The organism is Acidithiobacillus sp., from assembly GCF_023255755.1.
GTDB lineage: Bacteria > Pseudomonadota > Gammaproteobacteria > Acidithiobacillales > Acidithiobacillaceae > Acidithiobacillus.
The window spans coordinates 1-24,746 of record NZ_JAGDVS010000117.1 but is presented as its reverse complement, the minus strand read 5'-3'; the positions used below and the strand labels follow the sequence as shown (position 1 = coordinate 24,746).

Here is a 24,746-nt window from a genome sequence, read left to right as displayed (position 1 = left end):
TCCGGTTCTTTCCGGCATGGGTCCAGTCGTGGATCAGCCATTGGGGAATGCTGGGAGTCGAGACGGCGTACACGTCCGCACCGGGGCTGACCGCATGGGCCGCCATGGCATCCAGCGGGCTGGCCGTCAGAAAAACCGTATGCCGACTTTTACCTGCAGCGTTGGGATTGCCCTTAATGGTGAACAGTGCCGCTTCCTGTATTCGGCGGGAGGTTACTGCATCTTCGCGGGAGCCCACAAAATCCTGACCGGTCTGGCCCCGTGTGTGCAGGTAAATGGCGGATAACTCCATCTGGCCACCGGCCTGACGGGTCTTGTAAGGCCAGATCAGGGCGATTTTCCCGCGACGTGCCCGACTGTCCAGGCGCGGAGCGTGGCTGGGGAGTGCCAGGAACTTGGCCATTTCCGGTGAGCACGATGCAATCTCTGCGATCTGTGCTGCGTCGGCCTGAGATGCGGCCAGCCAGCGCCGAGTAGCGGTTGACTGGCGGGTGCTGGGAAGAGCGGAATTAGAATGCGTAGGATTTAAGGAAGAATGGTTACTATCTGTGTTGATTTCTGAAGAATGATTGGTCATAATCTATATGCCTTTTGTGGGGTATGCAGTAAGCGGGCCGGTCTGATTCACCGGCCTTTTTTGTGGGCGCTAGTTGCCCTTCGCGTGGCATCAATCGGAGGCTTCTGACGCTACAGCGCGCTTCTTACGGGTTCGGCGGGTGATCGTTGGGTTGTCCACCGACGCCGAACGGAGGCCGAGGGCTTTTGCGGAGAGTTCTACGAGCCAGTCGGCAACATCCTGGGGATGAAACCGGAACCCCCTGCAACCGGGAATCTCCATGGCCGGGGGAAAATCTTCCGGATGGTTCTTGAGGCGCTCGGACAGTGTGCTGTCTTTGGTTTTGATGACCTCAGCGAGGTCGGTGACGGTCAGCAGATAAAGGTGTTTGACGCTTTCGGTGGACATGACAGGCTCCTTAGCATGGTGATGTGCTCACTAGCTAATGGCCATCTGGAACCTGTTTTCAGTGTTTTTATGAATTTATTGTGTTGGCAATGGTGGGCCTAATGTACCGCTTCGGTATTCCATGCAAACCACAAGACAGTGGTATTGCTTATGCCGGATTCCAAATTGCAGTAACCGATGACGCGCCTCTCTCCATCGACCCACTACCCACTGATTTTCCAGTCACCGTAAAATCCTCATTGGCGTTCAGTGGCTGCCATGATTTTGGTGGCATGATGATCACGGGTCGCACCAGAGCACTGGAAGATGGCGTAACTGGTGGCAGGAAAGTGTTCTGTTTTGCATCTCCAGACAATGCGACCTGATGATTTACCCAGGACGCCAGATGACCGCCCGGTATGGCGGGAACCTCTACACCCGCGTTACGGAATACCCCGTTGGCATAACCTCGATCGCCGGTGACCTGGCCTGAGTTGTACGCCTCAAAGGTCCCTTTCAGGCTGCTCACGCCTGCCGCTCCAGCGGCGTGATAAGCATCCAGTAGAATGGTCTGCGCAGCATGGATATTTCGGCACGCATCAAATGCCTGTGGGATGCTGAGGCGCAGCCAGCCTAGATTTTCGCTATCGACCTGCGCTATGCCCAGATCCACCTTGTAGCCCATGCGGATATAGTGCGTAGCGGCAAGGATGGCCGCCTGCTTATTGGGGAAGCGCATGGATCCATTGGGCAGGCTGTTGACGTTGATCGTCCACGGATAACCGCCTGATTCGCCCTGGACGATGGCCGACATCGTGACTGGAGAGACCTTTGGGGCGCATACCTCAAGCAATTGCAGACCGATCATATAACCCTCGCAGTTTTTGCGGGTGAAGCGGACGATTCTCCAGGCCGCCTGCCAATCTCCAGAGATTCAGCGACACATTGCCATCCGCCAATCATCATGGATCCGGCCAGCATCCAGTCGAGCTTGAGGATGGCGATGGAGAACAACAGCATCAGCACAATCACCATGAATTCGAACCAGGCGCCTACGGCGATGGACCACTCCACCAGGCCGACGACCGCGAGATAATTCAGGCCGAAGAGCGCCGCCACGGCCATCAGACGTCCAGACATGACGGCCAGAAAGGTCAGGACCGCGATGAGCCAGCGAACCGGTGCAATCTGACGGCGTTTCCAGAGGAAAAAGCGTCTATGCATGGGGGCTGCAGACTTGTGGGTCATGGTGGCCGCCGGGTCCGGGCACCGAGCCACGACCGGGGTAACAGTCTGCGATTTTGGTGTCTGTGGCTTCAGGAGGTTGTACTCAGCAAACCTCGCGGCCGTATCGTGTGCCATAAAGTAGCTGTGTGCGGCCGCCAAGCGGTCCACATGGTTCTGATCTGGAGCCTGTACGATGGAAGCCAAAAAGACTGATCTCACGACCAGGTATTCCGCATCGTGTCGCACATTGAGGATGTCTGCGGCGGTGATGATATTCAAGGCAAAGGCTCCTTGCATATTGGATCTACCCATTGCACGAAGCGAGGGAAATGGATGTTTACCACGGCCAGAACTCCAGCATCTTGAAGAAACTGCAAGCGAACATCATAGCTGCGACTATATCCGCTCGCCCCATGCCTCCAAACATCTCGGCGCATGAGGCCATAAAAAGCATGTTCCACAGTGTGAGTCGCGTGAGAACGGTATCGGGGATCATGTAATAGTTACCATCCAACCAGCGCCGCCGCACTCCGCGTTCCGGCTTCAGCCAGGAAAGGAGGTCATCCAGCGGTATATCAGGATGGACAATGGCCAGCTCATAGGCCGTCTTGCCGGCTGGGAATGACTGCCGTAGCGTAGCAATCAATGCGTCATGCTGACGGGTGGTAACGGTCATTTTAGTGCCGCGGCGCATCATCATCCCGCCACCTTTTTCTGCATGCCGCATCCACCAGGAACGCATCCCGCCATAGCGGTATAGGTTCCCGCTCCAGTAATTCAGCGGCACGGGGGCAGAATCTGGCCAACCAATGCAGATGCGTTAAGGCAGGCCCTGAGACCGTTCTGATGTCTGTCGTCATCTCCCAGCGTATGCCGAACATGATCAGTAGCAGCCCAAGCATCAGAAATGCCAGGACCCAATAATCCGCGACGGGCAAGAAGGCAAGGCCGACCGCTGTGGCCAGAGAGATTGCGCCTGCTACAGCGATCAACGTGCCTCTGTGATAGAGACGACGTGCCATGGCTATGCCACCCTGTGATCGCGCGACTTCTGCGCGTCACGCATAAGGGCAAAGACCGCCTGCTGCGCCTCATTGCGCCGGTCTTCGGGCATGTTTGCCACGCTGTCAGCGATGATAAGAATGGCCTCAGTAGCCACACGTTCTCCCACAGCATCATCGGGGTCATACGGCTGCCGTGCTCGGCGCACCACACCCGGGGAGACTCCCAGCACAGTGGCTAGTCGTGCAGCATCCACACGGCCGATGGTCCCTTCTTTCAAATCGTCCAGAGGCGAAGGCGGAGGTAAATCATCAACCGTCATGGGATCCGGATTATCCGGCTTCATCCACTCTTCATAAGCCATTGATAGCGGGCGTTTATGCCGTCGCCGTTGACAAATCAACGTGATATCTTCACCGTCCCGCCGTATGGGTAGATATCGTCGGGTGCCTCCCCCCGAGTCAAATTCACGCTTGATACAGGACTCGAAGTACGCGAAGGCCTCGTCGGTCACCCACTGCTTTGGGATACCCTTATTGGTAGGGATGGGCACCGACTCTGGGACGTGGACAACGGCCTCTGCCAGACACATCCGGGCGTCTGTGACGGTTATCCACTCCTTGACAGTCTGCACCGAGATATCCTGATTACCCTCTGCACCCGGAGTTCGCGGGGTCATGGTCGCCGCTTCGGTGCGTAGTTTCGCAGCTGCTGTTCTTGCTGAAGATCGTGCGTGGGTGTGCCTACCAACTGCCCATTCCCAGCAGAGGGCAATGTAGTCGGATATCTGATCATGTTGCAGCCCTGCACGCGCCAGGTGCTCAATGTCAAAGATCAGCAGCACTTCGGCCATGCGGCAATCTGGCCCTACCGGGTCCGTGGATGCCCGCGCCTTGGTCACATATGTATTTCGCGCCGCATGGTAGATCGTGCTGGCCCATTCCTGGTCAGTCATTGGCTGTTTTTTATGATTTTTGTTGCGACGCTTCCCTATCTCCTCATCGAAGCTGAATTCAGAGGCAGCAAGGTCATCATCTCCATTCCATTCTTCCTCAGCATCTTCAGAAGAAATGACGCGCAATTTGACCGCATCCCGTTTCTGGGCGGAAAGCGTGGCGGCAGCACGCTGGAGGAAAGACGTGGATCCCGTCTTATCGTCCTGACGGATCAGGGAGAACAGGAATCGGGGAACGCGATAGCAGAAGGTATCTTTTAACTGGCGCAGGAGCCGGAGGGCCGGAGCGCTGACCCGCCGGAAGAAATCATGGGTGCGCTCAAACCCTGCAACCAGGATGTCTGCAGCAAACTCAGCGGACCAGTCGATAAAATACCTCGCTTCCTGCCATGCTGCCTTGCCGCTGTGCAGCACATAGAGTGCTACCAGTGCGGGGAATTCACCGTAATCATCCGCCATGCCATATTTGAATCCGGTTTTGCAGTCACGGCCAAACAGGACACCACGGATCGCATGGCCAGAGGAATCGGCGGCGTGCAGGCGGCGTTCGTACCAGGCCCGCACCTTGTAATAGAAGGGTAACTGGTGGAGATACTTGACCTCGCTTAGTGTGACGCGCGCCACTTCCTTCTCGTCATCAAAGAGCCGTATCAGGTTGATCGCCGCGTGCTCAGCGATGCCGATCACTCGCATGATCTCCAGAATAATCCCTGGAGTACGTCGCCCATTGCTGCGCTCAATATATTCCAACGCTTCAGCACGCGCGTCGGCACACGCTTGCCCTGGGCGCACCCAGACAGATTCCATTTTATCCAAAGCCGTATGCAGCAATATGGCATTCATGCAGCACCTCGTGGTGTCAGGGTTGGAAAATGAGCGGAGAATATTGTGTGGGCAGGCGTTCTGCCGTCGCTTTTGCCCAGACCGTTGTTCACAAGTCGTCTCCATCCAGTGCAGCCTTAGCCAGTCGTTTAAGTGCCGTCAGCACATCGGCTTTAATAGTTGTCACCTCTCCATCTCCCAGATATTCAGGCTGGATATCCAGGGCGGCCATCAGTCGGCATACCTGCTCAAATTTCAGCCCGCCATCACCGGCGAACCATCGAGACAGGGCAGACTCATGAACCCCAATCTCTGTTGCTGTCTTGCGCTGGCTTTTCTCGGCAATTGCACGCAGAAAAAGCGACTGGATTTTTATGTCACTTGACGGTGGGTTCATTCAGAGTGGTCTCGTGGACAGATGGAGGAATCGGGAATGGCTGAATGTACGGGTGTACCGATGTGGTTTGATGGATGGTCTTTACGGAAGATGTCCGGGCGGAGGTCTTCGCGGGTGATGACCCCGCCAGTCGCATGCTCAATAAGTAGGGCACTCTCGGCAGAAATCGCTCCAACCCCGCGCACCCACTTGCTTACGGCGAACTGTGACACACCTATGGCTTTTGCCATGGCATCTTGGGATCCATACATGGATAAGGTTTTAAGAATGGCCTCGTTCATGCTCAGATCATAAAACCTATGTGTTCAACCTGTCAACACCCTGGTAGTTGCGCCGCCAAAACCCATGTTTTAGGATTGAAACCATGACTACAGTAGGCGAAAGGATCAATGAGCGTCTTGGGGAGCTCGGAAAAAAGCAAGAGTGGCTTGCCGATGAAAGCGGTTGCGCCCAGAATACAATCAGTAAGTTAGTGACTGGAAAAAGTGAAAAAAGTCGCTTTATTCCGCAAATCGCAAAAGCTCTGGGCGTCACTTCTGATTGGCTGGCTGAAGGGGCATACCCGAAGCTTAGAGTTGCTGATGCATCAGGTGACCACCGCGAGTCGGCTCCGGTAACCGATGCCGCTGGCGACAGTCTAGCCACGCTTGATATTAACGTAGTGCCAGCTTCAAAGCCGCAGTGTCTTGTCCCAATTATTTCATGGGTCGCGGCCGGCGAGTTTGCTACCTCACAAGATGTGAAACGTCTTAATGGTGAAGATGTGACGGATTGGGTTCGTCTAGACCAGAATCACCACGGTCAGTATGTGTTTGGATTGATAATTCATGGTGATAGCATGGAGCCTGACTTCAAAGAGGGGGACCGCATTGTTGCAGATCCTGACGCATATTGGGAGTCAGGTGATTATGTCGTTATAGGAAATGGGCAACCGAACGAAGAGGCAACCTTTAAACAAATTGTCAAGGATGGACCAGATTGGTACTTGCGTCCTCGAAATCCACAATGGCCGGTGAGGCGGCTTGAAGTTGGTTGTAGAGTTATCGGGCGCGTGATCTACCATCAGCCACTCGGAAGGAAGCTATAAAACCTAGGTGTTGACAAGTGCAAACGCTTAGGTTGTAATTCTCCCATGCCTTACGTCGCATGGGAGAATCACCAATGCCTAGCCAGACCCCAGCCCCTGAAACCTTTCTTCCCCTCCACCCCGACCGTATCACCCTGACCATTGCGCTGCCGCGTGATGCGTCCGTCAATGCCATTGATGCAGCCATGCAGGCGTTCCAGAGCGAGTTCGGTATTCCCCTCGTTCGGGACGGCCTGCACTTCAGTGTGCCTACCGCTCCCCGGCGTGTCGGTGCGGCATGAGCATGCGCTGCCCACCATGCACCAGGAATTATATTGAGGATTTCCCTGTACTGGTGGAAGAGATTTTGAAGCGGAGATGGAGAATGATGGCGTGATCACTTTTGAAAGCGCGAAGCAGGCAAGGGTATTGGTTTCAAGAGAGATTGCAAAACTCGCACGTGGCCAGGCTCTTTTAATGCTTCTTGATGGTATCACTCTAGGAAGAAAACAATTAATAAGAGCAAACATGGACATGCATACACATGAACAACAATATTTTGATGGTAACGCTGTTGATACGTTAACACTTGAACAAATACAGTCGTCTGGTGATTCTTTTATGTTAAAACAGAGGATATTACTCATGAGTGATGAGACAGTAAAAGCAGCCGAAGTAATTGAAGCATCAACTGCATTGATGCGCACTCAATTGAATGAATATGTCAAAGTCGGTGATGCGGCTATTTCAGAAGCCAAAAAACGCACTTCACAGTTAACCGATTACACCCATAGGTTGTCCGTCGCGATGAATAACCTCAATCGTGTTCTTGGCTCGACTGAAATGGCTATTGCATTACAGAACGCAGAAAAAATTACTACTGCGTTGCGGCTATTAGAAGAAATGGAGAAAAGCGGCAACTTGTCAAGAATCATGTCCTCATTGCTACAGGAAAAGTGATGATCTAATGATTTATGGCGAAAAAAAATTAAGGAAGTAAATGCCACGCCAAGGGTTTCCAGGCGATGATGGGGCAGCAGTTGAAGAGGATGGTGGCGTGAATACACTGACGAATCTCCAAAGAGGTATGAGCATGTTGCAGGCACTGCGGCATGAATAATAAGCGAGGCACCATGAGTGAGGTTCTTGCTGCACTTAAAACCGCACGCATTTCGGATAAAAGGCGGTTGGCCGCGCTGACCGGGCGTAGTGAAGAAGCCACCGGATCCGCTTTGAAGCGTCTGGTGCATCGCGGGGACATCATCATTGTGCATCCTGGCATCCAGAGTAAGCGGTTGGCAGCCTATTCGCTAGCGCCGCAAAGCGCAGATTATTTACAAGTGTTAAGGAGCTTTCCATCATGAACGAAAATTCATCCCATTCGAGCGTTGAGGAGCCAGAAGAGGCCTGCAAACGGCGCCCTGAGATTGCCAGAAATGAAGATTTTCGTGATGGTTATGCGGCTGGAATTATGGACGCCTCTAACATTGCCATGATGATGCCTTTCTCAGCGCAGTGGACGCAAATTACTGAGCGATTAAGCGATACCAATACGCAGGCTCTGGCGTGGCGCACGGCGATGGCAATTTCAAAGCTGATGCCGAGAACACCCGTTATACCGGATTTCGGAAGCGTCAGCCAGGCCACTGCGGCCAGCATCATAGCAAATACAAGCCAGAAAATAACGATAGGAACCTCTAGTCTTGGCATGACAACCTCGTTTGAGGACCTCAAGGATCGCTTTGCACAGGAACTACTGGCGCTGTTATCCAACTATCCGGAAATCTTTATTTATGGCCGCGACCATGAATGGGGTATTGGATGCGGTGAGAAATTGCAATTGAAGCTTATGGGTCTCGCTCAAACGGACACAGAAAGGGACGTGGCCATGAATGTGGCGGGTGTCCGTTATGATTAAAAAGAAAAGAAGGGAAATGGTGCAGGCAAACAACGTGGTCGCCCTGGACATCGACGGAATCCTCTGCGATTTCGAGGGACATTGGGCCAATTGCGCCCGCCGCGTACTTGACTGGCCTGACATCAAAAAGCTGAACGACGCATATTATCTGCATGACCGATACGGCATCGCCAAGGCTGACGCGCACCATGTCTGGGACACATTCCATCATGATGTGGAGTGGGCCAGCGTGCCGCTGTACGACCATGCGCGGGATCTGGTGTATGCACTGGAAGATATGGGGTGCCAGGTGTGGGCGGTGACCAGCATCAGGGCAGAGTTTCATCAGGCGCGGGTGGATTCACTCTGCGGGCTGCTGCCGGCCGGTCGAGTGATCTGCGTCAACCCGGCCCATGCACCGGCTGAGAAAGCCGCAACGCTCCAGCGGGTCCGTGCCGTGGCCTTCCTGGATGACCAGGCAGACAACGCCAATGCGGCGACTACCGTTGTGGGCCTATCTGTCCTGCTAGACCGTCGTTATACGGGCCTGGAAGCGCCGACGAGCGACGTGGTGGTCATTGATGACCCGATGGATTATCCGGTGCTGGTGGAAACGATGATGCGACGGATACGACTGGTAGATTGAGGAACACTTATGAATACAGTCTTTTTACTCATGGCGGAATTTGGGCAGGCCGATATACCACTTGAAATATTGGCCAGTAAATACTTGGGGATGAGCCGCAAGGAATCAGCCATGAAAGCCATGCGCGGTGAACTCCCCTTCCCCGCCTTCCGCATGGGATCGCAGAAGTCGCCCTGGATGGTGCGCGTTACCGATCTTGCCGAGTACCTGGATTCCGCACGGAAGAAGTCCACACAAGACTGGGAGGCACGGCAGAGTGTGCGCCATTAGCCAGATCGCGTTTTAGCCGTTACAGACCTAATAATGGTACCGGCAGGATATAATGATCAGATCTACAGTCGTGGTGCGATAGACCAGTCGGTTAACGTCGTCAATACGACGGGACCAGTATCCTGAGAGGTTTTCCCGCAGTGGCTCCGGTTTACCAATGCCCGAGTGCGGGTTCCGCAGGCAATCCCGTATCAGTGCATTCACTCTTCGGAGTGTTTTTCGATCCTGCCCTTGCCAGTATTCATAATCTTCCCACGCGGCCAGCGTCCAGGAGATACGCTCAGGCATCAGACAGGCCACCGGGAGATGTTTGCCCTGCTTGATCTTGTGCTATGGATTGCGCCAGGTGTGCAGCGTTCGCTGGCGAGCGCAGCAGGTGGACGGTCTCCATCAGACTGTCAAAAAGATCCTGCGAAAGCAAAACCGCGTTGGACGATCCGCGCCGCGTAATGATGGTAACATCCGCATCTTCAACGGCCCTGTCTATCACCGCCTTGAGATTGTCACGGGCTTCCGAATAGCTCACAACGTGCATAACCATCACTCCTGTCCAATAAGTTGTACAAGTATGATGGGCGATCGCCCAGGGGTCAACCGTACCGCCTTGGCTCGAAATGAGGTGTATGCTTGGACAGATTTAAGGAAGAAAATCCAACATGAGTACAACATCGCAGAGTGACAGAACATAACATACTGTTTATGTATCAGTTATAATTTTTAATCGTCCAGTCGAGCATGGGGGCTACGGACAGGATTTTATCCATCGCGGTATGCTTGTTTAGTTCGGCCACGCCCTATCCCCCGACCTGGAAAAGCAGATAACTCAGGAAGAAATCAAACTTCGCAGGGCGCTCGCCGTACAAAATATCTCAGCGAATTGGAGGCTGGGCCCGGAATCGAACCGGGGTACGCGGCTTTGCAGCCCGCTGCATGATAATATTCCGGCATTTTGAATCATAAGCCTTTTTCATATATAAATGTTATCAGTATGTTGCGCGCCAATGTATCCCGCACCATCCCGCGTTATACCTGTCTGTCCCGCTCCGAAGTGCAGCGTAATTGCAGCGCCAAATACGGAATTCCTGGTTGTCAAAACAGGTGGTTGGCATTCTCATCACCCCTCGCGACTTGCGCTCGTCACGCTCAAGTTCAAGTTCAAGCGCGGGAAGGACGGGGTTGTTTACACCAAGCCTTGTATCACAGGATATCACAGGAAGCATGGTATCACAGGCCAGATAGTAAGGTATGGCTTTTAGTATATCTCTATAAACCATTTACAATCAACTAGTTGAACATTGTTCCTGGTTGTGGCATGCTGGAGCGGTTGAGGCTACCAAGGGGGATATGGGGATATATCGTATCCTACCGATAGACACCGAAACCCTCAGAAAAAAAGGATGGTCAATCAAGATGCGCACACGTTATTTGGCGCGGCGATCACATACGTTGAAGATGACGACGCTGCGGCTGGCGTGCGCATCAGGTATTCCGTTTCCAAGAACAACTATGCGGCGCCTATTCCGCACCGGTATTTCCTCAGGCATGAAGGCGGGGCGCTCCTGCCAGCGCCACAGGAGCGCCATGACGAAACAGGAGAATCACCAAAAGAACAAAGGGCGTCACAGCGGCTGAACCATAAGCCAAAAGCACTTCCCAGCCTCCTGAATCCTTTTGGATCACCCTATTTGGCAGCAAAAAAACGGTGAGACGCATGCCTGGTAAAGCATAAGTGAGGCTCCCAACCAAAACGGTCAGCCCAGCGCGCCTCCGAATGTGCAGCCGACGCAAAGGCCCACATATCACCAAGATGAAGAATGGATCGTTACCTCCTGGGGCAGATGCAAGGTCACAGGGCGGATTGGTCAGCGTCACCACGACCTGCTCGACGCTTTTCTCTGAAATGCAGAAAATTATCGGGAAACCGATGACGGGGAAATCGAAATATTAGTGGCCGACCTCAGGGGTGATTTTTCCGGCGGGGAGAAGGGTGGATATGGGGGCCATGCAGCGGGATAATGGTGTCGGCTGGCGATTCGGGCAATCGGACCGCCAAGCCGCTACCCAATTCCGCGTTGACCGCATAACTTTTGACAAAACATTTTTCTGAGTCGCGGATGGGACGGAAGTTACCGTCAACCGCGCTCCATGACGGTCCGGCTTGTGAAACCTATCTTATCCCGGAATGGTGAAAAGGAGATCACGAAGCTAGACACCAGGCACTCCGACAAATCCTTCCCGGCCATCTGGCGAGGCGGTGATCCTGTGTGGCCGTCCGATGGCGCATTGTGGATCGTGGAAGGTGGTACAGACGCCTTGGCGGTCATGGATTGGTATATCGCTCCCATCGGGTGGCGGCGCCGTCTATTCTGGTGTCGGGCGGGGCGGGAGTACGCGCGTTTCTGGACCAGCCGCATGTGCAGGCCCTCTTTTTGCAACAGGCCGCCACCACGTTCTACCTTTCTCTGGAGAACGAGAAAGACCAGGAGACACAGATCAAAACGGATGTAGCTCATCAGCGGCAAGCTGAAGAAATCCAGGCCATGGGATGCCAGATCGTTTTGTGGCGGCCACCTTTTGGCTCAAAGGACATTGCAGACGCATGGAAGGCGGGTGCCTTGCCAGATGCACATGATCCGTTGGCGCATACACGGCAGGAAAGCAAGGGCGCGGATGCCGCAAAGCTGCCGCCGACGCCCGCTGCCTGCCAGCCATCAACGCCAACGCCGTGAGCAGTACCCAAACGATTCTCGAATTCCATGCATAGTGTGTCAGGAAGTCGAGAATCCTGGTCGAATGATCCGCTACTCTTTATTGAAATCCATCTCGCGCCATATTACCAGACCAGCGAAGTTGCTGGACAGCGGTTATCGGGGGAGTGGGAAAACCCTGTCCCATCAAAGCTGCGGCAGGCGATCCAGGGGACGGACCTGTCGGGATAATCTCCCCTAATTCCGCGATGACGTAAGGAAAAAATAGCGTGAAGGGCCCAATCTGTAAGGGTTTCCGGTATAATGGCTTTGGGAAAGCAGATCACCTACCGGGAGATTTACAGGAGGGGCCAATGAGGAAAATGGCACGAACTGTGCTTCCTTTCAAGCTGGCAGCAACGGAAGAACCCATGACAGCACAATTGGGGCTCGTCCTCCACGGCGAATTTATTCAGGGATTGGGCGTTCATCGCTGGCTGGAACAGGAAATGCCCAAGCCGGACAGCAAGCGGGGTTATGGGGCGATTCAACACGTTTTGCCGTTCCTATTGATGCTGACCGGTGGCGGCCGTTCTCTGGAGGATCTGCGCATGATTCATACGGACCAGGGCCTCCGCCGCCTGCTGCATCTGGAGGCTTTGCCCAGCATGGACGCGGCGGGTGACTGGCTGCGCCGTACCGGAGAAGGCGCCGGACTGGCGGGCCTGGACCGGGTGAATCGCCGGATTGTGGCCCAGCGTCTGCGTAAGCTGGAACGCCGGGAGCACACCCTGGATATCGATGCCACCCAGATCGTTGCGGAGAAACGGGATGCGGCCTGGACCTATAAAGGGGAACGTGGCGACATGCCCATGGTGGGCCACCTGGCGGAGGCCGAGGTCGTGATCCACGATGACTTCCCTGCCGGGAATGTCGCTCCGGCCAGCGCCAATCTGGATTTCGTCAAAGCCTGCGAAGCGACCGGCAAGACCTTCGCCATTGGCCGCGATCCCTGAATCCGCCTGGACCCCATACGCCGGCTGCGCCGTGGCGGAGACCGTGCACAGTATGGAGCACACTCACAAAGCCTTTCGGCTCATCGTGGTGCGCTATCGTCATCAGGCGGAACTGCTGGAAGAAGACTCCCCGCGTTACCACGTCATCGCCAGCAACTGCACGGGCAGTACCGCCGATGTGCTGATCTGGTACCGCCAGCGGGGTGAACATTCCGAGAATGGCATCAAGGAACTCAAAATCGGATTTGGTATGGAGCGGGTGCCCTGCAGTCAGGAAAGTGCCAATGCGGCTTTCTTCCGGATCGGCGTCATGGCCTATAACCTCTTTGTTCTGTTCAAGCACGCGACCCTGGGTGAAAGCTGGCAGCGGCATCGCGTTGCCACCGTGCGCTGGCGGCTCTTTCAGGTACCGGGCCGACTCGTCCGGCATGCCGGTGCCTGGACGTTGAGCGTCGCGTCGAATGTGGCCGCAGACTTTGCCGCCATTCGCGGCCGTACCTACGCCTGTATGCACGACCCTGTTTCCTGAACAAGGCGGATCAAACCTGGGAAAAGCGACTTTCGCGGACATCGCGAGGGGGATGACTACTCTTTGCGTGAAGGTGAGGGTATTCCACGCCTCCAAACAGCGCAAAACCTGACCCATCAGCAGTATTCCTACAAATATATCGCCAAATGAGGCCACAAAGCCGGGCGAAAACTCGATACACACCGTATTGCGCGACATCCGCTACATTCAATCGCGGAATTTGGGGGGATTGTCCTTTTTTTAAAAGCAGCTAATATATGACTTCATCGAGCCATAAGAATGTTAAATATAAGGTAGAACTGTGAACGTGAGTCCTGACATCAATAATCTGTTCAATCGATTAGAAATGAACGCGGAAGGACAATATCACGAGTTTGACCGCAAATTTCAGGAGACCCCGCCAGAAAAGCTGAATCTGGACTCGAGGGTTTCTTCGGATGCGCTTTCCGCCTCGCCCGGTGATGCCTCGGATATCCCGCCTTCTACAGATTCTGATGTCGATTCTCCGGCTGTGCATCCCGACCACGCGGTGGCTGCCGCGTCACCGATTTCGGTTATGGAGCAGAAAAACCCCCAGGCATCGGTCGCGGCCTCCAAAAAACGAGCGGCACCGCGCGGTTCCCGGCCTATCTCTAGGAAATGGGAAGTCCTGCAGACCCTCTCCGATACCTCTGCCACGGCCCTGGGTCACGATGCGCCCAACCGTACCCCGTGCATAGCGGTTTTTTCCCCGTTGGGGGGGGCAGGAACCAGTGCAATGGCGGCTGGCATCGCGTGGTCCATGAGCCACGCCGGATGGTCTCCGCTGCTGGTGGACTTAGGGGAAATGGGTATGGCCCAGCTCTTTTTGAGTGTGGAGGGTACGGTGTTGGCAGAAACCAACGGTTGGAAAGCGACGTTGAGTCATTTCCCGGGATCCACAAAAAAAACGGTTTTGTTGTCGGCGGCTCCGCAGGGCGCGGAGACGCTGGCGACGTTGCTTACCGATCGAGGGGGGATGATGGAGTCCTCGGAGATGGCCCAGATTTTTGGCCACTTGGAGGACCAGAAATGCTGCATTCTCGATATCCCGGCAGGACGTGCAGACCTCTACCAAAAACTGGCCCCTCAGCTCGATTTTGTGGTTGTACCCTTACGGGCTGACCTAGCGGCGATGCTCGCGGTCCGGGAAATGCAGCGGGATGGAGGCAACGGTCCCTTTATGGCCCGGTCTCTGCCGCATCTATATGTTCTGAACCAGTTCGACAGTGAAAATCCGCTACAGGAGGAAATTGCCCGCAATTTATCCCGGAGTCTTGGGCCGTTGTTAGCACCGGTATCGATTCCCAGAGATCCTGGACTGAATGAGGCCGTGGCGGATGGCCATCCTTTCTCCAGTCCTTTTTTCCGCCGCTGGATGGGGGATATGTTTCGCCTTCTGCCTATTTCGCTGCGCCACTACGCCAATTTCTAGTCCCTAGGATTTTTCATGCTGACACCCCGTTTTCTGTTCGGCCGGATGGATGGATCGGTAAGGTTCATGGATATGTTGGCCGTGCTGGCCCTGATCCTGTCTTTTCTGGTGGCGTTGAATATGGCCCTGGTTCCCCTGTCGTGGCAGAATCAGAGCCTTCTCGCGCTTGCGCTCTTTGTTTTTTCCATCCTCCTTAACCGCCGTTCGAAAGCCCACTGGGTCACCCTCACCCTGGTGGGGATTTCGATCTTTTTTACGACGCGTTACGCCTACTGGCGATTGACGGAAACGCTCGGCATCGGGGATCCCCACTACCGGTGGTACGATTTTGTGCCGACGTTTATTCTTCTGGCGGCTGAATTATATGCCTGGACCATACTGGTGCTCGGCTATATCCAGACGTCCTGGCCCCTGCAGCGTCGGCCAGTACCGTTGCCGCCCAATCCCCAGAGTTGGCCCGATGTGGATGTGTACATTCCGACGTACAACGAGCCCCTCAACGTGGTTGAGCCGACGGTTATCGCGGCGCTGAACATGGACTGGCCAGAAGACAAGCTCCACGTGCACGTTCTGGACGATGGAACCCGTGACGAATTTCGCGTGTTTGCCAAAAATGTAGGCGCCAACTACATCACGCGTCCCGAACATAAACACGCCAAGGCCGGAAATCTCAACCATGCGCTAGAGATGACAGAGGGTCGCTATATCGCCATTTTTGACTGCGACCATGTCCCTGCACGTTCTTTTTTGCAGGTGACCATGGGCTGGATGGAACGAGATGCACAGATCGCGCTTCTCCAGACGCCCCACCATTTCTACTCGCCGGATCCGTTTGAGCGCAATCTGGAGATGTTTCACCTGGTTCCCAATGAAGGGGAACTTTTTTATGGGATTGTCCAGGATGGCAACGATCTTTGGGATGCGACCTTTTTCTGCGGATCGTGCGCGGTCCTGCGTCGTGATGCCTTGCTCGGGATTGGGGGTATTGCGGTCGATACCGTCACCGAAGATGCCCATACCGCCTTGCGACTGCAGAGGCAGGGTTGGCGCACCGCCTACCTCAATATCCCTCAGGCGGCGGGTCTGGCGACCGAAAATCTCGCGAGTCACGTCGGACAACGGATCCGCTGGGCGCGCGGTATGGCGCAGATTTTCCGGATGGATAATCCGTTACTGGGAAGAGGGCTCAATTTTTGGCAGCGTCTTTGCTATCTCAACGCCATGCTGCATTTCTTTTTTGCGATTCCGCGCCTGGTGTTCTTGACCGCCCCCTTGGCTTATCTGCTTTTCGGGTTGAAGGTCCTGGACGCCTATGCCGTCACGTTTGCAGCGTATTCGCTCCCCCATCTTTTTATGGCCAGCATGACCAACTCGCGCATACAGGGCCGACATCGCTTTTCTTTCTGGAATGAAATCTACGAAACCATTCTGGCGCCCTACATTCTGCTGCCCGTATGGTTGGCCATCATCAATCCCAAATTGGGGAAGTTCAACGTGACGGCAAAGGGCGGCACCATTGAGCAGAGCTATTTCGACCACCGTATCGCCAAACCCTACATGGTGCTGTGGCTGTTGAACGTTGCGGGTTTGGTCGCAGCCGTTCTGCGTTTGACCCTGGAGGCTGCACCCGATATCGCGACCATTGTCATGACCAGTCTGTGGACCCTGTACAATCTGATGATCATCGGCGCGGCCCTAGCCGTGTCCCGGGAAAAACGCCAAGTCCGCAATCATGTCAGAATCCCGGTCAGGTTGCCCATCGATATTCTTTCGGAAGGCCAGGAATTGTCCGCCTTTACCCAGGATATTTCGGATGGAGGCCTGAGTATCAGCGTGCCAGGGCCTATGGCGATGCAGGGGGAAGAACTCGTCCGGATACGGGTTTACTGGGGGAACCAACCCTATGAATTCCCGGCCCGCGTCATCGATCATCGTGACGGCGCGCTTCGCATGGCTTTTGGAGATCTGAATTTGGGACAGCGGGTGCAACTGGTGCGTCTCCTGTACACCCGTGCGGATGCTTGGTTGGGTTGGGGAGAAGGTCGTGCAGAAGATCGCCCGTTAACAAGTCTTTGGCTGATCGGAAAAATTGCGTTGAAAGGGAGTTTGCTTATGATTCAAGGTCTGTTCGCATGGCGTCGGCGGGCGGTCCATGTCGCATTAATGGTTGGGCTTCTGAGCTCAGGATTTGCTGCGCTATTTGCGGCGAGGGATGCACATGCCGCTGAACCTAGGCTTTTGCCCGCACACTCTGTACCCGCGCCGATCACCGCTCCGACCGCTTCTGCCCACTCCGCCGGGACCTTCGAAAAAACCTGGACTTTGACGCAATTGGGATATTCACAGGGTATTCATCTCACGGGAGTCAATGGGCAGCAGGTGACCTATTTTAATGTTCCCCAGAATGAACTGATTCGTTCGGCCACCGTGACCGTACATTTGCGCTATTCGCCAGGACTGCTGGCGCGGATCAGTCAGATCAATCTCCTGCTCAACGGGAGTGTGATCGGGTCATATCCGATTCCGGAACAGGGTACCCCCGGACAGCGGCGCACCTTTAAGGTGGCTATTAATCCGTTCCAGATCACGACTTATAACCATTTCGGTTTCCAACTGATCGGGCATTACACGCAGCAGTGCGAAGATCCCAGTAATAGCACGCTTTGGGCCGACATCCTTCCCAAGACGTCTATTCACATACAGGGAACGCTGCTGAATCTGGCAGATCGGCTGTCCTTGCTACCGGCGCCCTTCTACTATCATGCCGGGCAGGGTGAAATCCGTGTGCCATTTTTTGTGGTTTTGGGAGAACAAAATCCCCATATGCTGGAGGCCGCTGGGGTGGTGGCCTCGTGGTTTGGGACCCTGGAGAACTATCGGCAAGTGAAGTTCCCCATTTTGCACGATGCACTCCCCCAGGGGAATGCGGTCATTTTCGTTGACCTCAGCGAGGGTGTTCCGTCTTATCTTCAGAATCTCAACCTCCCCACCGGGGATGGCCCGTTTATTGCGGTGCGCAGCAATCCCTCCGACCCGGCTCGGAAGCTGCTGCTAATTATTGGACAGAATGGGAAACAGGTTCTGACAGCGGCTCGTGCCTTGGTTCTCGGCCACTACGCGATGGGGGGATCTTCGGCCAGTATTGCGAATTTCAGCCTCCCTCCACCCAGGAAGCCGGATGACGCGCCCCGTTGGTTGAGTACCGCGAAACCCACCCCGCTGGGGGCCCTTACCGGTGGTAGTGCCCTAGAAGTTAATCACATCGGAGATGTGGTGGTGCCATTCCGGGTTGCACCAGACCTGTTTTTCTGGGGCATGCCGAAAGTTCCCCTGCGCCTGCGCTATACTTACAATCCCGATCCGATTGACTCAGGTTCTTCCCTTGTTTTCAGCTTGAACGGAAAATTTGTGGGATCGGTAGGGATGTTGGGCAGCAAGGGAAGCATTTCCCGCATTCATACCCGTGATTTAGAGATTCCTACCGTGCGCATCCAACCGCTGGATAACCTACTGGATTTCTATTTCGGATTCCAGTTGGTAAAACAGGGGGCCTGTAAGGACACGATACCGGATTCCCTGCGCGGCGCTGTTCTGCCAGATTCCAGCCTGGATATGTCTGGCGTACCGCACTTCACGCGCATGCCGAATCTTAGCCTGCTTTCCAATGGGGGCTATCCCTTTACCCGCTATGCGGATCTTTCCCAGACCGCGGTAGTCCTGCCTACTTCCGCCGACTCCTCCATACTGGGCACTTACCTGAATTTGATGGGTCAGTTTGGGACACAGACGGGTTATCCCGCGCTTCGGATCACGGTGGTGGGTGCGAAAGATGTGAATCAGGTGAAAGGAAAAAACCTGATCATTTTGGGTTCTGCTGGCACCCAACCGCTGATTCAGCGGTGGAGCCAGCATTTGCCTTTGGTCTTTACGCCTTCCGGTGGTGTACATGCCCAGGATTTGCGAGGCGTGTTTTCGCGTGTCGTCAATGATCTACCCTGGTGGGAGCAGGCGACGGATCATGGACACTATGGTCTGCGCGGACTGGGTGAGCTGCTTTCCCAAGGGGTGAACCCGGCCGCCACGATGGAGGAGATCGTTTCTCCGCTACAGGACAACCGGGTCGCGCTGTTCCTCGAAGCACGCGACCCGCTGGCCTGGACGGAGCTGGATAATGCCTTACATAGTAAATCTACGCAGGCACGAATTTTTGGTAATCTCACCATTCTTCCGGCCGAAAACGGGACACTGATCCATTCCTTCATTGTCCCCAGTGGCCATTTTGATGTGGGCCACCTGCCGCTATGGACTTGGATTCGCTGGCGCTTTTCACAGAATCCCTGGCTGATTGCGGGTATCATTTTGGGCGTCGCTATTTTGCAGGGTCTTGCCCTGTCCATCTGGCTCCGCCACCGTTCGCGCCGCCGTTTGGAGGGCAGGATTTGATAGCTTCTCGGATCCGTGCACCGCTGTTCGTTCTGCTCGCGGGCCTCTGTGTGGCTGTGTGGGCGAATATCGAAACGGCGTCCGTGGCAGCCGTGCCTTTGGGATGGGGTCTACTCTGGAACCATTACGCCGCACATTTCATCGATCCTCAGGGCCGCGTCATTGATTACGAGGATGCTGGGGTGACCACTTCGGAGGGGGAGGCGTACGCCCTTTTTTTTGCGCTGGTCGATAATGATCCGGTTCTTTTTGGAAAAATTCTTTCCTGGACGCAATCCAATCTCGCCCAAGGGAGCCTGGCGAGTCATCTCCCGTCGTGGCGCTGGGGTTTGGATAAAAAAGGTCGATGGGGTGTCCTGGATGCGAACTCGGCTTCCGATGCGGATACCTGGATGGCGTACACCCTAATTCAGGCGGGCCGGCTTTGGCACGATCCCCGTTATGCCGCGTTGGGCAAACTCATGTCTCTCAGAATTGCTCAGGACGAAGTGGTGGATCTGCAGGGACTCGGACCCACACTGTTGCCTGGCCCCACGGGCTTCCATCCGAAGCCTCAGGAATATGTCGTCAATCCGAGTTATCTTCCACTTTTTCTGCTGGATGGCTTGGCCACGGCGGTTCCCTCGGGCCCTTGGGCACACATGGTGGTTAAACTGCCCAACCTTTTGCAGTCGGTCGCGCCTGAGGGGTTTGCGCCTGACTGGGTGGCTTATGTTCCCGGAAAGGGATTTGGGGTGGCTCCGCAAGGACCTGAGGGAAGCTACAATGCCATTCGCGTTTATCTTTGGGCAGGAATCACCAATCCCAAAACCCCGGGTTCCGCTCAAGTGCTCGCCGCCGTATGGGGAATGGGAAAATTCCTGCAAACCCATATCCTCCCACCGGTTTCTGTAAACACTTCAAACGGAATGGCTAAAGGCAATGGGCCCGTCGGTTTCTCGGCAGCCGTTATGCCTTATCTCAAACGGATGGGGATGCAAGAACCTCTTGGCAACCAAAATCTGCGCTTAACAGCGGATTTTGATCCTCACGTTGGCTTATATGGAAACCCTCCTCGATATTACGACCAAAATCTGGCGCTCTTCGCGTTGGGGTGGCTACAAGGTGCTTTTCATTTTGCCCCCAATGGAAATCTGGAGGCTGTCTGGTGAAGCGATACTTACAGAAGAGTCTGTTGGGCATAACGATGGGGATCGTTCTCCAGGCACCGGTCGTTGCACTCGCCAATGGGGAGTCCATACATTTCCTTATAGAAAAAGCCACTTACTGGCAAATGCATGGGCGCGACGATCTGGCCATCGATGCCTGGAAACAAGTGCTTTTTGTTAAGCCGGACAGCGAGGAGGCGTTAGCAAGCATTGCTACGCTGGCCGCTCAGTCCGGCAATCATGTGGAAGCGCAAAAATATCTGCAATTGCTCAAGGCAAAGGCTCCAGGATCGCCGAAAATTTCTCAGGTTGAAAATGCGTTACGTTTGGGACCTCAGAGTAATCGCCTGATACAGCAGGCAGGGTCCTTGCAAACGCGCGGAGAAGCTGAGGCGGCGCTGAGGAAATATCAGGAAGCGTTGGGTGGTGGCGTGGTGCCACCGAATCTGGCCTCGGGCTATTTCGAGGCATTGATCAAAACGCCGGGAGGAAAGGCTGCGGCCATTTCCCGGTTGCGTAAGCTGATTCACAACTACCCGCAGGATCCGCAGTACGCAATCGTACTCGGTCGCCTGCTGACCTACGATCCGACAACGCGGGCAGAAGGGGTAGGCATACTTTCCAATTTGGCCCTGGGGAATACAGCGGCTGCCGCAGCGGCTCGAATTTCTTGGCGGCAGGCGCTCATTTGGGATGGTTCGGCGCCCATGGCCATCCCGTTATTGAAAACGTATTTGCGTCATTATTCTGATAGCGTTCTTACCGATCAGCTTCACCGCGCTGAAATGGCGGCCGTGGCGATGCGCCGAGGGGTGCTCCAGCGCGCGCTCAGTGCTCGGCAGGCCGCTATGCTCGTGCAAGAGCGGGCCGGTTATTCCGCTTTACATCAGGGCCATCTTCACCGAGCGTCCCGGATTTTCAAGTCTCTGCTTGCCAAACATCCGAACAATGTGCACTACCTGAACGGTCTTGCGGCAGTACGGATGGCCCAAGGAAATTTTCCGCAGGCCATCGCGCTATACCAACAGGCACAAACATTTGCTGCCCCTCAAAAGCGGGGAAGTTTGGACCAAAGGATTCGTCAAGCCCGTACATACGCGATCTTGGCCCTGGCCGGCAAGGCAGAAGGCAGTGGGGAAGATGCGCTGGCTCTCCATTACTACCAGAAGGCCCAGGAGCTTTCTCCCGACAGCGTTTCCGCACAGGAAGGCCTGGCTGGGGTTTATTCCCGCCAAAAGCAGTATGCCAAGGCCATTGCCATCTATCGGCAACTGGTTGCCTCCTACCCATCGGGGCATCAGCCCAATCCAGGGGTCTGGATTGGATTCATCAGCACGCTGCAGGCGGCAGGCCACTATCGTGAAGCGCTACTTAAGGCCCAAAGTATTCCGAGTCCTACCGCCGCGGCTGTCCGGAAAGATCCCGCTTACTGGGCGAGCCTCGGGGCGGTTTACTCCGGGCTACACGATTACACCCAAGCCGAAGCCTCTTTTGAGAACGCGATGCACTATGGTGCCGCCGCATCTCCGGCGCTGCAGCTGCAATTAGCCTGGACACTTTATAATGCCGGGGACAGCGAACATCTCCAGCGGATACTCAATCGACTGGGGGATCGTCGCTTGGATCCCGCTCAAACTGATCAGTTGAACACGCTTCGCCAGATGGATGCAGAGCAACGCGCTAACAAAGCGTTGCAGTTAGGACATTATTCCCAGGCGAAAGCGATCCTGGAAGCAGCCTATGCCCAGGATCCCGGGGATCCGGCTTTTTCAAAAGCCATCACGGGTCTGGATCTTGCGGAGGCCTGGCGTTTGTATCATTTGGGCGACGATCGTGCGCTTTATGCGCTGCTCATCCGTCTGCATGGTGAGAGCACACTGGCGGTGAAGCAGCGCCAGCAAGTCAACGCGCTGTTTCGTTACGGAGCCGATCGGGAAGCCGGAAGCCTGGTGAAGTCCGGGCAATATCGGGTGGCGGCCACTATTTATCAAAACATGATCGCCTTATTTAACCATGCCCCCTATTACCGCAGACAACTCGCCAATGTGTATTTGGCGGCTGGACGCCCCAGTTACGCCTACCGCCTGTATCGCGATGCTGGCCCCGGAAATACGCCAGGAAGTTATGCGGCAGCTGCGGGGGCCGCGTTGGGAGCCGGTGCGAGCCAACAGGCGATGATATGGATACATCAGGGGTTGGCGCGTTGGCCAGGAGATGCACCGTTGCTTAGGGTGGGCGCGCAGATTGCAGAAGCGGAGGGCGACCGACTGGCCGCTCTCCATTATTACGAAAGAATGCTGCAGATTCTCCCGAAAGAGCATCCGAGCGCAGTGGACTTACCATCGGGACAAGCAGAACCCTTGCCACCTTTTGCTGGAGATTTTCATGGCTGATTTCTACCGCCCCGCAGCCCTGGCCATGGGCGTAATCCTTTCTTTGACTTATCCTGTAGTTTCTCTGGCGGCTCACTTTCGCCATAAAGTAGATCCGCTGGATGCGCAAATGGAGGGGGAGATTGTCCATCTCAAGGCGGAGCAGGCCCATCTGGAATTCCAGATGCATCTTGCCAAACAAATAGCCACCATGACGATGCGGATCGACAGTATGCGTCTGCAACTTATGCGAACACTGCAGGCCGAGGGGACTCCGATGCCCGCTGCCTATGCGGGTAATGATCGGGCATCCCCAAATTATCCCCAGCCCTCCCCAATCAATAATAGGCCCTCGTACCCGCAGCCTGTTCGCCCAATGAACGCGCAGCCTTTGGCGGGGAGCCAGTCGCCAACTCGGTATTCGGCGCCCGTGTCTTCACCGGTCCCCCTTTCCACGGAAAACGATACCGCGTTCCTTCCGTATCCCGCTCCACACTCGCCTGCGGAGAACGTTGATCAACCAACGCTTACTCCCGCACCGGCATCCAGCCCGCTAAGCGCACCCCCCGTGTTTGCTGATGAGCGAACCCACATTCGGGAACAGATTGCGAGGATCAAATCGGAGATCAGCCCGTGGGTGGGGGGGGCGGTGGGTTATCGTTCGCGCACCGGCACCTCCGGGTTGAGTCGTCTGAATGAGACCGACGCTACGGCGGGGGCCAGCGACGTTATAGGAAACGTCGGTCGTGTTACGGTGCGCGCGACCCACGTCCAACTTTCGGCCAGCGGCACACCGACGTTGGCGGATGCGTTCCCTAACTTGGTCTCGAACCAGCCCGCCCTAGGTACCAGTCCCTATCCCATTCTCACAAGCGCTAACGGTACCGCTCTTTCGCTGGGCTTTACTCGTCCAGGATTTAGGGCAGCGATCGGTACCAGTCCTTTAGGTTTCCTAGTCTCAGGGCTTACGGGCAGAATCCGATGGATACCAGGTAATGGCCCAGCCGCTATTGAATTATATCGCCAATCCGTCCGTGATAGTTTGCTTTCCTATGCGGGTGCCAAACTCAATGGTGGCCCATTTGGTTCTCCCGCAGATTCGATTTGGGGTGGTGTGTTCTCAAACGGTCTGCAAGTCTCTTTCGGGACTGGGAAACGTAAGCTGGTATATGGCGCCTTGTCCTACGCTGTGTTAGAGGGAACCAACGTGGCTAGCAATAGACGTTGGACTGTGGATGGTGGCGTGCGCTGGCCTATTGCGACTGGTGATCCAGACCAGCATTTGCACCTCGGTGTCAATCTCCTTTTCATGAGCTATAACAAAAATCTGTCCTTCTTCACATACGGACAGGGGGGGTATTTCAGTCCGGAATCCTTCTATAGACCCGCCGTGACGCTGCAGTGGAATGGACGTATTGATCGAAATAATTCCTGGGTACTGGGGGGAAGTTTGGGGTGGCAGTCGTTCCATCAAGCGGCAAGTCCCTATTTCCCAATCGATCCCGCGACGCAGGCGGCTGCCGGTAATCCCTATTTCGCAGCCCAGAACAACAGCAGCGTGGCTTATTCAGCAGAAGGTCGGGTGGCGTCCTTGTTAGATCCCCACTGGTTGGGTGGAGGCTGGTTCCGTGTAGACAATTCACGGAATTACGAAAATGCAGTGATAGGCCTTTATCTACAATATTATTTTAATCGCCTGCAATCCGTGCCCGTCTTTAACCATATTGCCCAGCGATGGACGGGGGTCCATTGATACCCTAAAGAAGTCGTCCTAAAAATGTGGTGGAGCGCCCCGCCGCCAGCGTTCTATATCGTGCTATTGAGCAGATGGGCTTCATCGCGGGTTACGCTGTGTGGAGGCGATTATTATCTG

General features: G+C 55.1%; 24 protein-coding genes and 1 pseudogene. 15 read left to right on the top strand and 10 right to left on the bottom strand.

All coding sequences use genetic code 11. The features are described 5' to 3' along the window. The 8 genes from Q0C48_RS08165 to Q0C48_RS08130 form a co-directional block, all read right to left on the bottom strand. Positions 1-403 (bottom strand): hypothetical protein (locus Q0C48_RS08165; protein WP_291523270.1); only part of this gene is annotated, 403 nt, incomplete at its 3' end. 264 nt (positions 404-667) lie between these two features. Continuing rightward, positions 668-964: a hypothetical protein gene (locus Q0C48_RS08160; RefSeq protein WP_291523268.1), complete on the bottom strand. Its 297-nt coding sequence runs from the start codon at positions 962-964 to the stop codon at positions 668-670. 148 nt (positions 965-1,112) lie between these two features. After that, complete coding sequence (locus Q0C48_RS08155; protein WP_291523266.1) at positions 1,113-1,811, bottom strand: lytic transglycosylase domain-containing protein; 699 nt, start codon at positions 1,809-1,811, stop codon at positions 1,113-1,115. Beyond that, the gene (locus Q0C48_RS08150) at positions 1,808-2,449 is read right to left on the bottom strand and encodes a hypothetical protein (RefSeq protein WP_291523264.1); all 642 of its coding nucleotides are present in this window, start codon (positions 2,447-2,449) and stop codon (positions 1,808-1,810) included. Before Q0C48_RS08150 ends, Q0C48_RS08155 begins: the two co-directional genes overlap by 4 nt. A gap of 58 nt (positions 2,450-2,507) precedes the next feature. Continuing rightward, on the bottom strand, positions 2,508-2,870 hold the full coding sequence (locus Q0C48_RS08145) for a hypothetical protein (protein WP_291523262.1): 363 nt from the start codon (positions 2,868-2,870) through the stop codon (positions 2,508-2,510). Positions 2,871-3,194: 324 nt separating this feature from the next. Next, positions 3,195-4,970 carry a hypothetical protein gene (locus tag Q0C48_RS08140; protein WP_291523260.1) on the bottom strand — a complete coding sequence of 592 codons (1,776 nt, stop codon included), beginning with the start codon at positions 4,968-4,970 and terminating at the stop codon, positions 3,195-3,197. 88 nt (positions 4,971-5,058) lie between these two features. Then, positions 5,059-5,346 (bottom strand): helix-turn-helix transcriptional regulator, encoded by a 288-nt coding sequence (locus tag Q0C48_RS08135; protein ID WP_291523258.1) that lies wholly within the window; start codon positions 5,344-5,346, stop codon positions 5,059-5,061. Further along, the gene (locus Q0C48_RS08130; protein WP_291523275.1) at positions 5,343-5,597 is read right to left on the bottom strand and encodes a Cro/CI family transcriptional regulator; all 255 of its coding nucleotides are present in this window, start codon (positions 5,595-5,597) and stop codon (positions 5,343-5,345) included. The genes Q0C48_RS08135 and Q0C48_RS08130 overlap by 4 nt, the downstream gene beginning before the upstream one ends. 113 nt (positions 5,598-5,710) lie before the next feature. Between Q0C48_RS08130 and Q0C48_RS08125 the strand changes: the two genes are divergently transcribed. The 7 genes from Q0C48_RS08125 to Q0C48_RS08095 all read left to right on the top strand — a co-directional run bounded on the left by Q0C48_RS08125 (position 5,711) and on the right by Q0C48_RS08095 (position 9,225). After that, entirely contained in the window at positions 5,711-6,433 is a 723-nt protein-coding gene (locus Q0C48_RS08125) for an XRE family transcriptional regulator (RefSeq protein ID WP_291523257.1), read from the top strand. A gap of 74 nt (positions 6,434-6,507) precedes the next feature. Beyond that, positions 6,508-6,714: a hypothetical protein gene (locus Q0C48_RS08120; protein ID WP_291523255.1), complete on the top strand. Its 207-nt coding sequence runs from the start codon at positions 6,508-6,510 to the stop codon at positions 6,712-6,714. Positions 6,715-6,805: 91 nt separating this feature from the next. Next, positions 6,806-7,372 (top strand): hypothetical protein, encoded by a 567-nt coding sequence (locus tag Q0C48_RS08115; protein ID WP_291523253.1) that lies wholly within the window; start codon positions 6,806-6,808, stop codon positions 7,370-7,372. A 152-nt stretch (positions 7,373-7,524) separates the two neighbouring features. Beyond that, positions 7,525-7,776 (top strand): hypothetical protein, encoded by a 252-nt coding sequence (locus tag Q0C48_RS08110; RefSeq protein ID WP_291523251.1) that lies wholly within the window; start codon positions 7,525-7,527, stop codon positions 7,774-7,776. Next, positions 7,773-8,330: a hypothetical protein gene (locus Q0C48_RS08105; RefSeq protein WP_291523248.1), complete on the top strand. Its 558-nt coding sequence runs from the start codon at positions 7,773-7,775 to the stop codon at positions 8,328-8,330. The genes Q0C48_RS08110 and Q0C48_RS08105 overlap by 4 nt, the downstream gene beginning before the upstream one ends. Beyond that, on the top strand, positions 8,323-8,955 hold the full coding sequence (locus Q0C48_RS08100; RefSeq protein ID WP_291523246.1) for a hypothetical protein: 633 nt from the start codon (positions 8,323-8,325) through the stop codon (positions 8,953-8,955). Before Q0C48_RS08105 ends, Q0C48_RS08100 begins: the two co-directional genes overlap by 8 nt. 9 nt (positions 8,956-8,964) lie before the next feature. After that, positions 8,965-9,225: a pyocin activator PrtN family protein gene (locus Q0C48_RS08095; RefSeq protein ID WP_279116617.1), complete on the top strand. Its 261-nt coding sequence runs from the start codon at positions 8,965-8,967 to the stop codon at positions 9,223-9,225. A 27-nt stretch (positions 9,226-9,252) separates the two neighbouring features. On the opposite strand, the gene Q0C48_RS08090 is transcribed toward Q0C48_RS08095, so the two are convergent. Next, a complete protein-coding gene (locus tag Q0C48_RS08090) occupies positions 9,253-9,513 on the bottom strand; it encodes a Txe/YoeB family addiction module toxin (protein WP_291523242.1) in 261 nt (86 codons plus the stop codon). Further along, positions 9,506-9,760 (bottom strand): type II toxin-antitoxin system Phd/YefM family antitoxin, encoded by a 255-nt coding sequence (locus tag Q0C48_RS08085; RefSeq protein ID WP_291523240.1) that lies wholly within the window; start codon positions 9,758-9,760, stop codon positions 9,506-9,508. The genes Q0C48_RS08090 and Q0C48_RS08085 overlap by 8 nt, the downstream gene beginning before the upstream one ends. A gap of 862 nt (positions 9,761-10,622) precedes the next feature. Between Q0C48_RS08085 and Q0C48_RS08080 the strand changes: the two genes are divergently transcribed. The 8 genes and pseudogenes from Q0C48_RS08080 to Q0C48_RS08045 all read left to right on the top strand — a co-directional run bounded on the left by Q0C48_RS08080 (position 10,623) and on the right by Q0C48_RS08045 (position 24,626). Continuing rightward, entirely contained in the window at positions 10,623-10,931 is a 309-nt protein-coding gene (locus Q0C48_RS08080; RefSeq protein ID WP_291523238.1) for a hypothetical protein, read from the top strand. A gap of 621 nt (positions 10,932-11,552) precedes the next feature. Next, entirely contained in the window at positions 11,553-11,954 is a 402-nt protein-coding gene (locus Q0C48_RS08075) for a hypothetical protein (RefSeq protein ID WP_291523236.1), read from the top strand. A 341-nt stretch (positions 11,955-12,295) separates the two neighbouring features. Beyond that, positions 12,296-13,457 (top strand): annotated as a pseudogene (locus tag Q0C48_RS08070) (transposase). Positions 13,458-13,758: 301 nt separating this feature from the next. Next, complete coding sequence (locus Q0C48_RS08065; protein ID WP_291523235.1) at positions 13,759-14,910, top strand: cellulose synthase operon protein YhjQ/BcsQ; 1,152 nt, start codon at positions 13,759-13,761, stop codon at positions 14,908-14,910. A gap of 15 nt (positions 14,911-14,925) precedes the next feature. Continuing rightward, a complete protein-coding gene (bcsA, locus tag Q0C48_RS08060; RefSeq protein WP_291523234.1) occupies positions 14,926-19,353 on the top strand; it encodes a UDP-forming cellulose synthase catalytic subunit in 4,428 nt (1,475 codons plus the stop codon). After that, the gene (bcsZ, locus tag Q0C48_RS08055) at positions 19,350-20,504 is read left to right on the top strand and encodes a cellulose synthase complex periplasmic endoglucanase BcsZ (RefSeq protein WP_291523233.1); all 1,155 of its coding nucleotides are present in this window, start codon (positions 19,350-19,352) and stop codon (positions 20,502-20,504) included. Before bcsA ends, bcsZ begins: the two co-directional genes overlap by 4 nt. After that, positions 20,501-22,894, top strand: coding sequence for a tetratricopeptide repeat protein (locus tag Q0C48_RS08050; protein ID WP_291523231.1), 2,394 nt, complete (start codon positions 20,501-20,503; stop codon positions 22,892-22,894). Before bcsZ ends, Q0C48_RS08050 begins: the two co-directional genes overlap by 4 nt. Further along, on the top strand, positions 22,887-24,626 hold the full coding sequence (locus tag Q0C48_RS08045) for a cellulose synthase subunit BcsC-related outer membrane protein (protein ID WP_291523230.1): 1,740 nt from the start codon (positions 22,887-22,889) through the stop codon (positions 24,624-24,626). The genes Q0C48_RS08050 and Q0C48_RS08045 overlap by 8 nt, the downstream gene beginning before the upstream one ends. Positions 24,627-24,746: the final 120 nt, after the last annotated feature.

Coding starts and splice junctions, on each gene's coding strand:
- Q0C48_RS08110 (WP_291523251.1), top strand. CDS start 7,525: ATGAATAATAAGCGAGGCACCATGAGTGAGGTTCTTGCTGCACTTAAA.
- Q0C48_RS08160 (WP_291523268.1), bottom strand. CDS start 964: ATGTCCACCGAAAGCGTCAAACACCTTTATCTGCTGACCGTCACCGAC.
- Q0C48_RS08140 (WP_291523260.1), bottom strand. CDS start 4,970: ATGAATGCCATATTGCTGCATACGGCTTTGGATAAAATGGAATCTGTC.
- Q0C48_RS08095 (WP_279116617.1), top strand. CDS start 8,965: ATGAATACAGTCTTTTTACTCATGGCGGAATTTGGGCAGGCCGATATA.
- Q0C48_RS08105 (WP_291523248.1), top strand. CDS start 7,773: ATGAACGAAAATTCATCCCATTCGAGCGTTGAGGAGCCAGAAGAGGCC.
- bcsA (WP_291523234.1), top strand. CDS start 14,926: ATGCTGACACCCCGTTTTCTGTTCGGCCGGATGGATGGATCGGTAAGG.
- Q0C48_RS08085 (WP_291523240.1), bottom strand. CDS start 9,760: ATGCACGTTGTGAGCTATTCGGAAGCCCGTGACAATCTCAAGGCGGTG.
- Q0C48_RS08125 (WP_291523257.1), top strand. CDS start 5,711: ATGACTACAGTAGGCGAAAGGATCAATGAGCGTCTTGGGGAGCTCGGA.
- Q0C48_RS08135 (WP_291523258.1), bottom strand. CDS start 5,346: ATGAACCCACCGTCAAGTGACATAAAAATCCAGTCGCTTTTTCTGCGT.
- Q0C48_RS08080 (WP_291523238.1), top strand. CDS start 10,623: ATGGTCAATCAAGATGCGCACACGTTATTTGGCGCGGCGATCACATAC.
- Q0C48_RS08090 (WP_291523242.1), bottom strand. CDS start 9,513: ATGCCTGAGCGTATCTCCTGGACGCTGGCCGCGTGGGAAGATTATGAA.
- Q0C48_RS08045 (WP_291523230.1), top strand. CDS start 22,887: ATGGCTGATTTCTACCGCCCCGCAGCCCTGGCCATGGGCGTAATCCTT.
- Q0C48_RS08130 (WP_291523275.1), bottom strand. CDS start 5,597: ATGTATGGATCCCAAGATGCCATGGCAAAAGCCATAGGTGTGTCACAG.
- Q0C48_RS08155 (WP_291523266.1), bottom strand. CDS start 1,811: ATGATCGGTCTGCAATTGCTTGAGGTATGCGCCCCAAAGGTCTCTCCA.
- Q0C48_RS08145 (WP_291523262.1), bottom strand. CDS start 2,870: ATGATGATGCGCCGCGGCACTAAAATGACCGTTACCACCCGTCAGCAT.
- Q0C48_RS08100 (WP_291523246.1), top strand. CDS start 8,323: ATGATTAAAAAGAAAAGAAGGGAAATGGTGCAGGCAAACAACGTGGTC.
- Q0C48_RS08120 (WP_291523255.1), top strand. CDS start 6,508: ATGCCTAGCCAGACCCCAGCCCCTGAAACCTTTCTTCCCCTCCACCCC.